This window comes from Thermithiobacillus tepidarius DSM 3134 (assembly GCF_000423825.1).
Lineage (GTDB): Bacteria > Pseudomonadota > Gammaproteobacteria > Acidithiobacillales > Thermithiobacillaceae > Thermithiobacillus > Thermithiobacillus tepidarius.
The window spans coordinates 19,566-32,307 of sequence record NZ_AUIS01000028.1 but is presented as its reverse complement, the minus strand read 5'-3'; the positions used below and the strand labels follow the sequence as shown (position 1 = coordinate 32,307).

Annotated in this window: 9 protein-coding genes; 6 read left to right on the top strand and 3 right to left on the bottom strand. The window is 69.6% G+C overall.

Annotated elements, in window-relative coordinates; genetic code table 11:
* On the bottom strand, positions 1 to 449 hold a 449-nt coding region (locus G579_RS17345; protein WP_051181535.1), incomplete at its 3' end, for a DUF305 domain-containing protein.
* A 212-nt stretch (positions 450 to 661) separates the two neighbouring features.
* Here G579_RS17345 and G579_RS0111835 point away from each other — a divergent pair.
* The 6 genes from G579_RS0111835 to G579_RS0111810 all read left to right on the top strand — a co-directional run bounded on the left by G579_RS0111835 (position 662) and on the right by G579_RS0111810 (position 9,462).
* Positions 662 to 1,378: an ABC transporter ATP-binding protein gene (locus G579_RS0111835; RefSeq protein WP_028990350.1), complete on the top strand. Its 717-nt coding sequence runs from the start codon at positions 662 to 664 to the stop codon at positions 1,376 to 1,378.
* Between the two features lie 2 nt (positions 1,379 to 1,380).
* The gene (locus tag G579_RS0111830) at positions 1,381 to 3,735 is read left to right on the top strand and encodes an ABC transporter permease (RefSeq protein ID WP_230973846.1); all 2,355 of its coding nucleotides are present in this window, start codon (positions 1,381 to 1,383) and stop codon (positions 3,733 to 3,735) included.
* 2 nt (positions 3,736 to 3,737) lie between these two features.
* Positions 3,738 to 4,928: an efflux RND transporter periplasmic adaptor subunit gene (locus tag G579_RS0111825; protein WP_211218729.1), complete on the top strand. Its 1,191-nt coding sequence runs from the start codon at positions 3,738 to 3,740 to the stop codon at positions 4,926 to 4,928.
* A 383-nt stretch (positions 4,929 to 5,311) separates the two neighbouring features.
* The gene (locus G579_RS17340) at positions 5,312 to 7,669 is read left to right on the top strand and encodes a glycoside hydrolase family 65 protein (protein WP_162143000.1); all 2,358 of its coding nucleotides are present in this window, start codon (positions 5,312 to 5,314) and stop codon (positions 7,667 to 7,669) included.
* Positions 7,662 to 8,528 (top strand): universal stress protein, encoded by an 867-nt coding sequence (locus G579_RS0111815; protein ID WP_028990347.1) that lies wholly within the window; start codon positions 7,662 to 7,664, stop codon positions 8,526 to 8,528. Before G579_RS17340 ends, G579_RS0111815 begins: the two co-directional genes overlap by 8 nt.
* A gap of 157 nt (positions 8,529 to 8,685) precedes the next feature.
* Positions 8,686 to 9,462: a response regulator transcription factor gene (locus G579_RS0111810; protein WP_028990346.1), complete on the top strand. Its 777-nt coding sequence runs from the start codon at positions 8,686 to 8,688 to the stop codon at positions 9,460 to 9,462.
* A 10-nt stretch (positions 9,463 to 9,472) separates the two neighbouring features.
* Here G579_RS0111810 and tsaA read toward each other — a convergent pair whose 3' ends face one another.
* Both tsaA and purH read right to left on the bottom strand, forming a co-directional pair.
* Positions 9,473 to 10,009, bottom strand: a complete 537-nt coding sequence (gene tsaA, locus G579_RS17335; protein WP_051181531.1) for a tRNA (N6-threonylcarbamoyladenosine(37)-N6)-methyltransferase TrmO — start codon at positions 10,007 to 10,009, stop codon at positions 9,473 to 9,475.
* A gap of 1,069 nt (positions 10,010 to 11,078) precedes the next feature.
* A complete protein-coding gene (gene purH, locus G579_RS0111800) occupies positions 11,079 to 12,647 on the bottom strand; it encodes a bifunctional phosphoribosylaminoimidazolecarboxamide formyltransferase/IMP cyclohydrolase (RefSeq protein ID WP_028990345.1) in 1,569 nt (522 codons plus the stop codon).
* Between the last annotated feature and the right edge of the window lie 95 nt (positions 12,648 to 12,742).

Below are 12,742 nucleotides of genomic sequence, written 5' to 3'. Positions count from 1 at the left end.
TCGATGGCCATCCAGTGATGGTCGCTCATCTCGCGCATGAACGTTTTCTCGAAATCCGCGCCGTTCAGGGCATCCAGCTCGCGCAGCATCTGCTGGTCGGCGGGGGACATGCGCGGTGTGTAGTTGATGTTGTACCAGTCGCGCAGCCAGGCCTGCATCTGCTGGATCTCCTGGGTCTGGGTCTTGACCACGTTGCTGCACAGGGTGCGCAGCTCCGGATGGCTGGCGTTGCCGGGCTTGAGGCAGATCTCGCCCATCTCGATTGCCATGGCGTGGTGATCGATCATGCTCTGCATGTACAGCACTTCATAGCTGCGGGCGACCTCGGGCGGAACGTTGATGTGCGCGGCGGCGGGCCGGGCGGCCAGGGCGGCGAGCGCCAGCAGGGCCAGGAAGAGGAGGCGCTGCACGGTCAATGCGGACAGCGGTTGGGCGTGGTGACGTAGCATGGCTGACTCCTTGAGTATCCACGGGGAAACGCGCTGGTGCAGCAGCGGAAGGAGCAGCTTAGAGGACGCCACCGCCCCTGCCATGGGGCGAACTGCCTAGGCCATTCGGCGGCTGAGCGCGGCCGCTCCGCCGGTTTTCGGCGTTTTCCCGGACCCTGCTTTGGGTCATGATAGGAGACCAAGTGTGCTAGGCAGCCCGTAAAGGACCCTTCATGCCGCAAGAGCCGCAGCCTGTCTTCATCGCCCACGGCCTGACCAAGACCTACCGCACCGGCGAAGTCGAGGTGCATGCCTTGCGCGGCGTGGACCTGGAGATATATGAAAGCGAGTTCGTGGTGCTGCTGGGGCCGTCGGGCAGCGGCAAGTCCACGCTGCTCAACATCCTGGGCGGGCTGGACACCCCCACCAGCGGCGAGGCCTTCTGGCGCGACCACGACCTGAGCCGCGCCGACGAGGGCGAGCTGACCCGCTACCGGCGCGAGCACGTGGGCTTCGTGTTCCAGTTCTACAACCTGATTTCCAGCCTGACGGTGCGCGAGAACGTGGCGCTGGTGACGGAAATCTCCCCGCAGCCGATGGCGCCGGAGGAGGCGTTGCAGTTGGTCGGCCTGGCGCAGCGCCTGGATCACTTTCCTTCCCAGCTTTCCGGCGGCGAGCAGCAGCGCGTGGCCATCGCCCGCGCCATCGCCAAGCGGCCCGACGTGCTGCTCTGCGACGAGCCCACCGGCGCTCTCGACTACGAGACCGGCAAGGTGGTGCTGGAGGTGATCGCCCGCATCAACCAGGAACTCGGCACCACGGCGGTGGTGATCACCCACAACGCCGCCATCGCCGGCATGGCGGACCGGGTGCTGCACCTGGCCGACGGGCGCATCACCACAATCGAGACCAACACCCGCAAACTCACGCCCGCGGAGCTGAGCTGGTGAAGATGCTCGATCGCAAGCTGCTGCGCGATCTCTGGCTGATGAAGAGCCAGGTGCTGACCATCGCGCTCGTGGTGGCGGCCGGCATCGGCGCTTCCGTCGCCCAGTTGTCCACCTACGATTCGCTGCGCTGGCTGCGGGCGTCCTACTACGAGGCGGCGCGCTTCGCGGAAGTCTTCGCCGACGTGAAGCGCGCGCCCAAGGCAGTGGAGCGGCAGATCGCCGCCATCCCCGGCGTGGCGGAGCTGGAGAGCACGGTGGTCTTCGATGCCACCCTGGACGTGCCGGGCGTGGCCGAGCCGGTGATCGGGCGCATGATCGGCCTGACCGACGCCCGCCAGCCGCAGCTCAACCGGCTCACGCTGCGCCGCGGTCGCTTCATCGAGCCCGGCCAAAGCCGGGAGGCGCTCGTGTCCGAGGCCTTCGCCAAGGCGCGCGGGCTGCGGCCCGGCGACCGGCTGGCCGCCATCCTGAACGGCAAGCGGGAAGAGCTGCGCATCGTCGGCGTGGTGCTGTCGCCGGAATACATTTTTTCCGCGCGCGGCGGCGCCCTGTCCGACGACCGCAGCTTCGGCGTGTTCTGGATGGACCGCGAATACCTGGCGTCCGCCTTCGACATGGAGGGCGCCTTCAACCATGCGGTCATGCGCCTCGCGCCGGGCGCCAGCGAGGCGGCGGTGATCGCCGCCCTCGACCGGCTGCTGGAGCCCTACGGCGCGCTGGGCGCCCATGGGCGCGACGAGCAGCTCTCCGACAAGATCCTCAGCCAGGAAATCAGCCAGTTGCGCACCCTGGCCATGATCTTTCCGACGATTTTCCTGGGCGTGGCGGCCTTCCTGCTGAACGTGGTGCTCTCCCGACAGGTGGCGACCCAGCGCGAGCCGATTGCCGCGCTCAAGGCCATGGGCTACGGCAACCTGGCCATCGGGCTGCATTACCTCAAGATGGTGTTGGTCATCGTATTCCTGGGCATCGTCGCCGGCATCGCCATCGGCGCCTGGCTCGGCTACTACATGACCGGGATGTACACCGCGTTCTTCCACTTCCCGCGGCTGACCTACCGCGTTCAGCCCTGGATCCCGCTGCTGGCCTCCGGGATCAGTCTGGTGGCCGCCACGGCGGGCGCCCTCGACACCGTGCGCCGGGTGGCCTCCCTGGCGCCGGCGGAGGCCATGCGCCCGCCCGCGCCGGCGCGCTTCAAGCGCATGCTGCTGGAGCGCATCGGCCTCGGCGGCCTGCTCCCGCCGCGGGCGCGCATGGTGATCCGCACCTTGGAGCGCCGTCTCCTGCGCACCGTGCTGACCACCTTCGGGATCGCCAGCTCGGTGGCGATCATCGTGGCCGGCACCTTTTGGGGCGACGCCCTGGATTACCTGATCCGGGTGCAGTTCTATGACACGGAGCGGCAGGACGTGAGCGTGGTGTTCACCGATCCGGTGGCTGGCAGTGCCCGCTTCGACATCGAGCACCTGCCCGGCGTCCTGTATGCCGAGGCCGCGCGCAGCGTGCCGGTGCGCCTGCGCGCGGGGCACCGCAGCTATCGCACGGCGGTGCTGGGCCTGCCGCCGGACCGGGAGCTGCGGCGGCTGCTGAACGCCGACCTGCGCCCGGTGCCCCTGCCGGCCGAGGGCATTCTTCTCACCGATCGCCTGGCCGAGCGCCTGCGGGTCAAGGTCGGCGACCGCATCCAGGTGGAGGCGCTGGAGGGCAACCGGGCCAAGCGCGATGTCCCGGTGGTCGGCCTGGTCGATGAACTCCTCGGCATCTCGGGCTACATGGACATCCGCGCCCTGAACCGGCTCATGAACGAGGGCGACGCCATTTCCTCGGTGGGCGTGTCGCTGGACGAGGCGCAGGCGCAGTCGCTCTACGCCCGGCTTAAGGAGATGCCCAAGGTCGCCACCGTCGCCATCAAGGCCTCGCTGCTGCAGAGCTTTCAGGAGACCACCGCCCGCAACGTGCTCTTCTACACCACCATCGTCACGGTGTTCGCCGGCGCCATGACCATCGGCGTGGTCTACAACAGCGCCCGCATCTCCCTGGCGGAGCGGGCCTGGGAGCTGGCCAGCCTGCGCGTGCTGGGCTTCACTCGCCGGGAGGTGTCCGGCCTCCTGCTGGGCGAGCTTGCCGTCGAGCTCGCGCTGGCCATTCCCCTGGGCCTGTGGCTCGGTTATCTGCTGTCCGTTACCATTGTGGCGTTGACCCACACCGAGACCTTTTCCATCCCGGTGATCATCACGCCGAAAACCTACGCCTATGCCGCCCTGGTCACCGTGGTGGCGGGCATCGTGAGCGCGCTGATCGTGCGGCGCCGCGTGGACCAGCTGGACCTGGTGGCCGTCCTGAAAACGAGAGAATGAACATGGTCTGGATCAAGCGCGTGCTCGTCATCCTCGCCGCCGTGGCCGTGCTGGCGGCGGTGGTGATGGCCTTTCTGCCGCAGCCGGTGCCGGTGGACCTGGCGCCGGTGACGCGCGGCAGCTTCGAGCAGACGGTGGACGAAGACGGCAAGACCCGCGTGCGCGAGCGCTACGTGGTGGCCGCGCCCTTGGCGGGCCGCCTGCAGCGCATCGTGCTCGAGGCCGGCGACCCAGTGCGGGCGGGGCAGGTGCTGGCCACCATCGTGCCGAGCGCGCCGGCCCTGCTGGACGCGCGCACCGAGCAGGAGTTGCGGGCGCGCCTGGGGGCGGCGGAGGCGGCCCGCGCCCGGGCGGCGACCGCCGTGGCCAGCGCCCAGGCCGCCCTGAGCCAGTCGCGGGCCGACTACGCGCGCAGCCGCGAGCTGGCGGCGCAGAATTTCCTGCCGCGCTCCCAGGCCGAGCGCGACGCCCTGGCGGTCGAGCTCAACGCCCGGGAGCTGGAGGCGGCGCGCTTCCAGCTGCAGGTGGCGGCGCACGAGGTGGCGCAGGCCCGCGCCGCGCTGTCGCAGGCGCGGCAGGGTGCGATGCCCGGGGTGCGCTGGGACATCCGCGCGCCCGTCGCCGGGCGGGTGCTGAAAGTGCTGCACGAGAGCGAGGGCGACGTGCCCCTCGGCGAGCCGCTGCTGGAGCTGGGCGACCCCGCCGACCTGGAAGTGGTGGTGGACGTGCTCACCACCGACGCGCTGCAGATCAAGCCGGGCGACCCGGCGCGCATCGAGCGCTACGGCGGCGCGCCGCTGCAGGGCCGGGTGCGCCTGGTGGAGCCGTCCGCCTTCACCAAGATCTCGGCCCTCGGGGTGGAGGAGCAGCGGGTCAACGTGCTCATCGACATCGTATCCCCGCGCGCGCAGTGGCAGGCGCTGGGGGACAACTACCGGGTGGACGCGCGCATCGTCGTCTACCGCCGCGACGACGTGGTGAAGGTGCCGTCCAGCGCCCTGTTCCGCCGGGGCGAGCAGTGGGCCGTCTTCGTGGCGGCGGACGGCCGCGCGCAGGCGCGCCGGGTGCGGCTGGGCCGCCGCGGCGGACTGGAGGCCGAGGTGGTGCAGGGACTCGCGCCCGGCGAGCAGGTGATCGTCTATCCCAGCGACGCGGTGAAGGACGGCGTGCGGATCGCGGGGCGTGAGACGTGAGTCGCGATGCGAGCGGGCAGGGTCGCCGTATCGTTCCGGGCCGATGTCCGCCACGGTCTACATTTTGGTAGAAGCGAGCTGGCTCGCGATAACAGCGGCGGCCGGCACGACGGATCGCGGGCAAGCCCGCTCCTACGACGTCCGGCACGTACCGTCGGAGTGGGCTGGCTCGCGATAACGATGTCACCCGCTCGCCGCGAGATCGCGGGCCAGTCAGTGCCTGCCGCCGGCAGAGCGAAATCCAACGGATCGAGCTCCTGATTCGCGCACGGCGCCTCGTTTCCGCCGCTCCCCGACCAAGGCCCGATTAACACCTCTGGAGCGCGGGTGTTCCATATCCCATGTGCCGGCATTTCGCGCCGGCTGGTTCACTCGGGGAAATGATGGACGACGCCCGAACGCAAGCCATGCCCGCCACGGACTGCGCCTTTGCCCCCACCGCCGATCCCGCCTGGCTGCTCGTGGAAGAGGGCTTCACGCTGGCCCGGGAGCACGAGATCGAGTCCCTCTTTGCCGTGTCCAACGGCTATGTCGGCACGCGCGGCTCGCTGGCCGAAGGCAGCCCGCTCTCGGCGCCGGCCACCTTCGTCGCCGGCATCTTCGACTGCGACCCCGGCGATCCCGTGCCGGCGCTGGCGGTGGCGCCCGACTGGATGCAATTGCGCGGCAGCGTGGATGGCAGCGAGGTGAAGCTCGACCAGAGCACGACCCTGGCGCATCGCCGCATCCTCGACCTCAAGCAGGGCATCTTCTGGCGCGAGTGGCTGTTCCAGGATCCGAGCGGGCGCATCAGCCGCCTGCACGGCCTGCGCTTCGCCTCCCTGGCCGACCGCCACGTCCTGGTGCAATCCATGCTGTTCACGCCCGTCAATCACAGCGGCCGCGTGCACCTGGAGATCGGCCTCGATCCCCCCGCCGACGAGCCCGGCCGGGTGGAGCTGATGCCCGCGGCCCCCGCCGGCGGGGCTGCGGCCGGCCCGGCGCAACAGCTGGTGCTGCGCACCCGCCGCGGGACGGCAGTGATCTTCGCCGCCGTCAACCGGCTGCGCGTCTGCGGCAGCGCGGCGGCGGCGCCGCTGCAGCGCGCCCGCCACGAGAGCGGGGAGACCTGGACGCTGGACGTGGAAATGGGCCGGACCTACCGCTTCGACCGGGTGGTGGTGGTGTACACCTCGCGCGACGTGCCGCAGCCGGAGCAAGCGGCCACGCAGCATCTGGAGCGGCTGCGATCCGTCGATACGGATGCCCTCATTGCGGCTCACGTGCATGCCTGGGCGGCCCGCTGGCAGCACGCCGAGGTGGCCGTGGCGGGCGACGACGCGGCCCAGCGGGCGCTGCGCTTCGCCTGCTATCACTTGATCGCCGCCGCCAACGCCGAGGACGAGCGCGTCTCCATCGGCGCCCGCGCCCTCACCGGGGCGTCCTACAAGGGGCACGTGTTCTGGGACACCGAGATCTTCATGCTGCCCTTCTACGTCTTTACCGATCCACCCACCGCCCGTGCCCTGCTCATGTACCGCTATCACACCCTGCCCGCCGCCCGCGCCAAGGCCCAGCGCCTGGGCTATCGCGGGGCGCTCTACGCCTGGGAATCGGCGGACACGGGCGAGGAGGTGACGCCGCTCTACGCCATCGCCCCGGACGGCCAGGTGCTGCAGGTGCTATCCGGCCAGCAGGAGCAGCATATCAGCGCCGACATCGCCTACGCGGTCTGGCAGTACTGGCAGGCCACCCACGACGCGGACTTCCTGCTGCACGCCGGCGCCGAGATCATCTTCGAAACGGCGCGCTTCTGGGCCAGCCGGGTCGAGCCGGGCGCGGATGGCCGCGACCACATCCGCCGAATCATGGGCCCGGACGAGTATCACGAGGGCGTGGACGACAACGCCTACACCAACACCATGGCCCAGTGGAATCTCGAATGCGCCCTGGAGCTGGCCGCACTGCTCGAAAAATGCTGGCCGGCGCAATGGGCGGGGCTGGCCGGCCGCCTCGGATTGGACGAGGCGGAGCTGCGCCAGTGGCGGGACACCGCCCGGCGCCTCTACACCGGCGTCGATCCGCAGACCGGCTTGATCGAGCAGTTCCGCGGCTACTATCAACTGGAGGACATCGACCTCTCGGCCTGCGAACGCGGGCTGGCCATGGACGTGCTCCTGGGCCAGGCGCGCGTCCAGCAGTCCCGCATCGTCAAGCAGGCGGACGTGCTCATGCTCGTCCATCTGCTGTGGGAGCGCATCCCGCCGGCGGCGCGGGTCGCCAACTTCCGCTTCTACGAGCCGCGCACCGCCCACGGCAGCTCGCTCAGTCCGGCGATCCACGCCCTGCTGGCCGCGCGCCTGGGGGATACGGAGCTGGCGCTCAGCTATTTCCGCCAGGCGGCCGAGATCGACCTGTCCAACAAGATGGGCAACGCGGCGGGCGGCGTGCATGCGGCGGCGCTGGGCGGACTGTGGCAGGCCGCCGTGTTCGGCTTCGCCGGCATGGATCTGCGCCCGGATGGACTGGCCTTTGCCCCCCACCTGCCCGCCGGCTGGCAGGCCTTGAGCTTTGCGGTGCAGTGGCGCGGCCGCCGCTTGCGGGTGCGCATCGAGCCGGCGCTGGTCGAGCTCGGGGCCGAGGGGCCGGCGCCGCTCATGGTCGCCGTCGCCGACGCCGCGCCGGTGAAACTCGCGCCCGGGCAACGGCGGCGCTGGCAGCGCGTCGCCCGGGACAGCTGGAAGGAGGTACCGCATGAATGACGGCCATGTGGAGCCGGCCTCAACCGTGCTCCTGCCCCTGGACGGCACGCGCCAATCCCTGGCGGCCCTGCCCGTCGCCCGCAGAATGGCCGAGCTGGCCGGCGCCACGCTGCACATCGTGCATGCCGCCGAAAGTACCCTGGCGCCGGACGAGCTGCGCGAACGCCTCGTCCTGGATGCCGACACGCTGGCCGGCGCCGTCCTGGACGCGGTCACGGGCGCGCCGGCCGCCGGCATCGTGCGCCTGGCGGCCGAGCGGCACAGCCTACTCATCGTCATGGCCATGCACGAAGGCCGGCCCGACGCCGACAGCGGCCTGGGCTCGGTGGCCGAAGGGGTCCTGCGCACGGCGCCGTGTCCCGTGCTGCTGGTGCCCCCGGAGCGCCTGCCGGCGGCGTGGCGGCTGGAGCAGGTCCTCCTGCCCCAGGACGGCACGCCCGGCACCGCCACCGCCATTGGCCCGACCATCCACCTGGCGCACCGCGCCGGCGCGGAGCTCCTGGTGCTGCACGTGGCGGGTCCGGCGATGGCGGCGTCCGAGGAAGCCGGGGCGCTGACCGTGCCCCGCTACATGGACCAGCCGCAGCATGAATGGCCCGCCTGGAGCCGGGAGTTTCTCGATCGCGTGCGCGGCATGTGCCACTTCCCGGCGGAGCTGGATTTGAAGCTCTTCCTGGCCAAGGGCGAGCCGGGCGCCGAGATTCTGCGCCTGGCCGCGGAGCGCGATGCCGATCTGATCGTCCTGCCCTGGCACGGCAGCCTGGCGCCGGATCGGGCGCTCATCCTCAAGGCGGTGATCCGGGATGCCCCATGCCCGGTGCTGGTGCTGCCGTTCAAGGTGGCGGCGGACTCGGGCTAAGGTAGCAAGGCCCACGGCCAGGCTCGCGGCGGTGCTATGCTGATAGAAAGACGCCGGGAAGCTGGGCACTTGTCTTGGCAGCCCGGCATGCACCCGGACGCAGGAAGCGCTTCCAGGCAACGATACAATTCTCCTCCAGAGACAAAGGAGGTCGTGCGTGGTAGACGAGCCAGCAGCACCCCAGGTTCGCATCTTCGTCCTGGCCAATCCGGGCATCTACGTGGATGGCCTCGTGCAGATCCTGTCCCAGCAGCGCGACATCGCGGTGGTTGCCTGCGTGGCGCCCGGGGCGTTGTGCCTGGAGCAGTTTCGCGCGATGCGGCCCGATGTGCTGCTGGTGCACACCGGCGCCCTCCAGTACCCCCTGAGCGACTTCCTGGCGCGCTTCCGGGCGGCCGCCGGGAAGCTGCCCGTCCTGGTGTTCGGGCACGGCCTCGACGATGAGCTCATCTACAATCTCATTCGCGCCGGCGCGCAAGGCTACATCCATGAGAACATGACCAGCGAGCAGGTGCTCGAAGCCGTCAAGGAGGTCCGCCACGGCGGACTCTGGATCGAAAAGCGCGTGCTCGAAAAACTCGTCTATTCGGCCCTGGAAGTGGAAAGGCTGATCGAGGACAGCGTCAAGGACCGCATTCAGGAGCTGCAGAAGCTGCTGACCAAGCGGGAGGCCGAGCTGCTGCGGCTCGTGCTGGAAGGGCTGTCCACCAAGGAGATCGCGGACAAGATGTGCCTGTCCGAGCCCACGGTCAAGCTGCATCTGGGCAACATCTTCAAGAAATTCGACGTCACCAACCGCTCCCAGCTGATCCTGATGACCTTCGCCAGGGTCTGTCCGGTCAACAACATGATCCGCCTGTTCCGCATCGCCCTGGACAAGCGCCGCTTGGCGAAAGGCGAGCCCCCGGTCATCAAGGATCCGCTGGTGAGCTGAGCCGGGCGGCTCAGTAGGTCAGGCGCGCGATCCAGGCCGGCACCCGGACGCTGGCCGCGATCGCGCGCATGACCTGCTCGTCGTCGCTGCACACGCAATCGTACTGCGGGGTATAGGGCTTGACGTCGATCACCGGCGTGCCGTCGACGGCATCCAGCCCGCGCACCCGGATGTGGTTGTCCCGCACCTCCAGCAGGCGCACCGTCGTGCAGCCGATCGGATTGGGCCGGTGGGGACAGCGGCAGGCGAAGATCCCCACCTCGGGCACCTGCCGGGCCTTGCCCTGCGGCACGTGCCGCAGCTTGGTCATGCACACCTGATGCATCCAGAAGAGCACGATGGCGTGCGAGAAATCCCGCAGCTCGATCAGTGCTTCGCCGTACTCCGGCTTGAGCACGATCTCGGAGTCCACCGCCTGCCAGCTGATGTACTCGGGCTCCTTGATGTCGCTGCGCACCACGCCGATCGGATTCTGGGTGATGGGTGCCAGTGCCTCTGCGTAGCCGTCGATCTGCTCCGCCGCGAAACCGTCATGGGCTGTATCCACTTTGCACCTCCTTGGCCAACTTATGTGTGTTCGTATCGGCAGCTTCACTTCCAGTCTAGTGCCGCCGCCAGCCGCCGCAATATGCCGGCCGTTTAGTTTTGCGCCTCCGGGGAAAGCAAAATTTTTATACGGGCGTGCAGGTTGTCCTTAGACGCGCGACTGGCGCCCGCAGGCGGGATTGGATGTCGGGAGTGGCCCGACGGCCGGTCGTTTTGCCGCTCCCTTTGGTCGCTTTCGCTGCGCTCACGAAACTTCGCTGCGCTCGTTTTGCCGCGCCCGGGGTTCGTTCGCGGCGGCAGCGGCACGGCGCAAGCCATCCGCCTGTCGCCTCCGAGCGTAGGAGCGGGCTTGCCCGCGATTTTTTGCATGTCGGCACAAGGGATCGCGAGCAAGCTCGCTCCTACACGTCCTCACCGGCACCCGCTCAGGCTCAGGCGCCCCTTCTCCGCTGCCGGCGCCCGCAGGGTGAGGGTCAGCGCGATCCAGGGCCCCACTGCGGCTGAACAAGATCGTAGGAGCGGGTTTGTCCGCAATTCCCCGGCCGGTCGCCACCGAATCGCGAGCAAGATCGCTCCTACAGCCGCGGGCGGCAGCGCGAACCAGCCCGCTGCAGGGACCTGCCACGGCGCATCCCCTTATCCGGCCCGCGCCCGGCGGGAGCGGGTCTGTGGGCGTGGGCACCGGTTTGCACCAAAGCGCCGAGGGATCGGGTGGATTGAGACGGGTAGGTTGGGCTGAGTGCAACGAAGCCCAACAGATGTCGGGTGTTGCCGCTTTCCCCTTCCGCCGCCGGGGCGCGGCCGCTCCAGTTGCCAAACCGGCGAGGGGCAGCGCGAGCTGGCTCGCGATAGCGGTGCCGGCGCGAGAGGCGCCTGGCGGACCGAGCCGCGTCGACGGCCGCGTGCCGCTTTGGGGGATTGGGGGTGGGGCCGGCGGTGGGCGGCGTCAGTTTGGCATTTCCGGGCCGCGCGTCGTCCAGAGGGGCAGGAGCGGGCTGGCCCGCTCCTGTGGTGGGCATCGCATGCGCTTTGCGGCGGAAGCCGTGTTCCTGGTTCCGCCGCGCGAGCCCTCAATGCTTGAAGTGCCGCACGCCGGTGAACACCATGGCGATGCCATGCTCGTTGGCCGCCTGGATCACTTCCTCGTCGCGGATCGAGCCGCCGGGCTGGATGATGGCGCGGACGCCGGCCCGGGCGGCGGCGTCGATGCCGTCGCGGAAGGGGAAGAAGGCGTCGGAGGCCAGGGCGCAGCCGGTGAGGTCGTGGCCGGCGTCCTGGGCCTTGAGGGCGCCGAAGCGGGCGGCGTCCACGCGGCTCATCTGGCCGGCGCCGATGCCCAGGGTCTGGCCGGCGCGGGCGTAGACGATGGCGTTAGAGCGCACGTGCTTGACCACCGCCCAGGCAAAGCGCAGGTCGGCCAGCTCTTCGGCGGTGGGCGCGCGCTCGGTGACCACGCCGAGGTCGTCGTCGCGCAGGCGGCGCAGGTCGGCATCCTGGACCAGCAGGCCGCCGCGCACGCGCTTGTAGTCCCAGGCGCTGTCCGCCGGCCGGCCCAATGCGCCGGTGGCCAGCACGCGCACGTTTTTCTTGCCGCTCAGCACCGTCGCCGCCTCAGGCGTGACCTCGGGGGCGATGACCGCTTCCATGAACTGCCGCAAGAGGGCCTGCGCCGTGGCTTCATCCAGGGGGCGGTTGAAGGCGATGATGCCGCCGAAGGCGGACAGCGGGTCGCAGGCGAAGGCACGCTCGTAGGCATCCGCCAGGCTGGCCGCGCTGGCGGCGCCGCAGGGGTTGGCGTGCTTGATGATGGCGCAGGCCGGTTCCTGGAATTCCTGCACCAGCGCCAGGGCGGCATCCAGGTCGGCCACGTTGTTGAAGGACAGCTCCTTGCCCTGGAGCTGGCGGGCACCGGCAATGCCGGAATCGGCGGCGCCCGGGTCGCAGTAGAAGGCGGCGCGCTGGTGGGGGTTTTCGCCGTAGCGCATAGCCTGCACCCGCTCGAACTGCAGGTTCAGGGTATGCGGGAAGGGGTCGCGCCCGCCGTCGGCGCGGACGCTGCCGAGATAGTTGGCGATGGCGCCGTCATAGCGGGCAGTGTGCTCAAAGACCTTGCGCGCCAGCTCGAAGCGCAGTTCCGCGCCGACGGCGCCGCCGGTCCGCTCCATCTCGTGCAGGACGCGCTCGTAGTCCGCCGCGTCCACCACCACGGTGACGGCCTGGTGGTTCTTGGCCGCCGCCCGCAGCATGGTGGGGCCGCCGATGTCGATCTGTTCGATGGCGTCTTCCAGGCGGCAGTCGGGCCGCGCCACGGTGGCTTCGAAAGGATAGAGGTTGACCGCCAGCAGGTCGATGGGCGGAATGCCGTGCTCGGCCATCTGCGCCACGTGCTCGGGCAGGTCGCGCCGGCCGAGCAGGCCGCCGTGGATCTTGGGATGCAAGGTCTTCAGGCGGCCGTCCAGCATTTCGGGAAAGCCGGTGTAGTCGGCCACTTCGATGACGGGAATGCCCGCTTCCGCCAGCAGCTTGGCGGTGCCCCCGGTACTGAGAATCTCGATGCCAAAGCGATGCAGCGCCTGCGCAAAAGCGACGACGCCGGTCTTGTCCGAGACGCTGATCAGCGCCCGTTTGATCGTGCCCATGGTGCTCCCTTCCAATCGGCCAACCGCGCCGCGATTCGCGCGGAAAAAAGCACAATTTTAGTGCGCCCGGGCGCGTTAAACAAGAATGGTCGGCA

Excerpts from the sequence above, each read along its gene's own strand:
- G579_RS0111835 (WP_028990350.1), top strand. The coding sequence starts at position 662 with ATGCCGCAAGAGCCGCAGCCTGTCTTCATCGCCCACGGCCTGACCAAG.
- G579_RS0111830 (WP_230973846.1), top strand. The coding sequence starts at position 1,381 with ATGCTCGATCGCAAGCTGCTGCGCGATCTCTGGCTGATGAAGAGCCAG.
- G579_RS0111825 (WP_211218729.1), top strand. The coding sequence starts at position 3,738 with ATGGTCTGGATCAAGCGCGTGCTCGTCATCCTCGCCGCCGTGGCCGTG.
- G579_RS17340 (WP_162143000.1), top strand. The coding sequence starts at position 5,312 with ATGGACGACGCCCGAACGCAAGCCATGCCCGCCACGGACTGCGCCTTT.
- G579_RS0111815 (WP_028990347.1), top strand. The coding sequence starts at position 7,662 with ATGAATGACGGCCATGTGGAGCCGGCCTCAACCGTGCTCCTGCCCCTG.
- purH (WP_028990345.1), bottom strand. The coding sequence starts at position 12,647 with ATGGGCACGATCAAACGGGCGCTGATCAGCGTCTCGGACAAGACCGGC.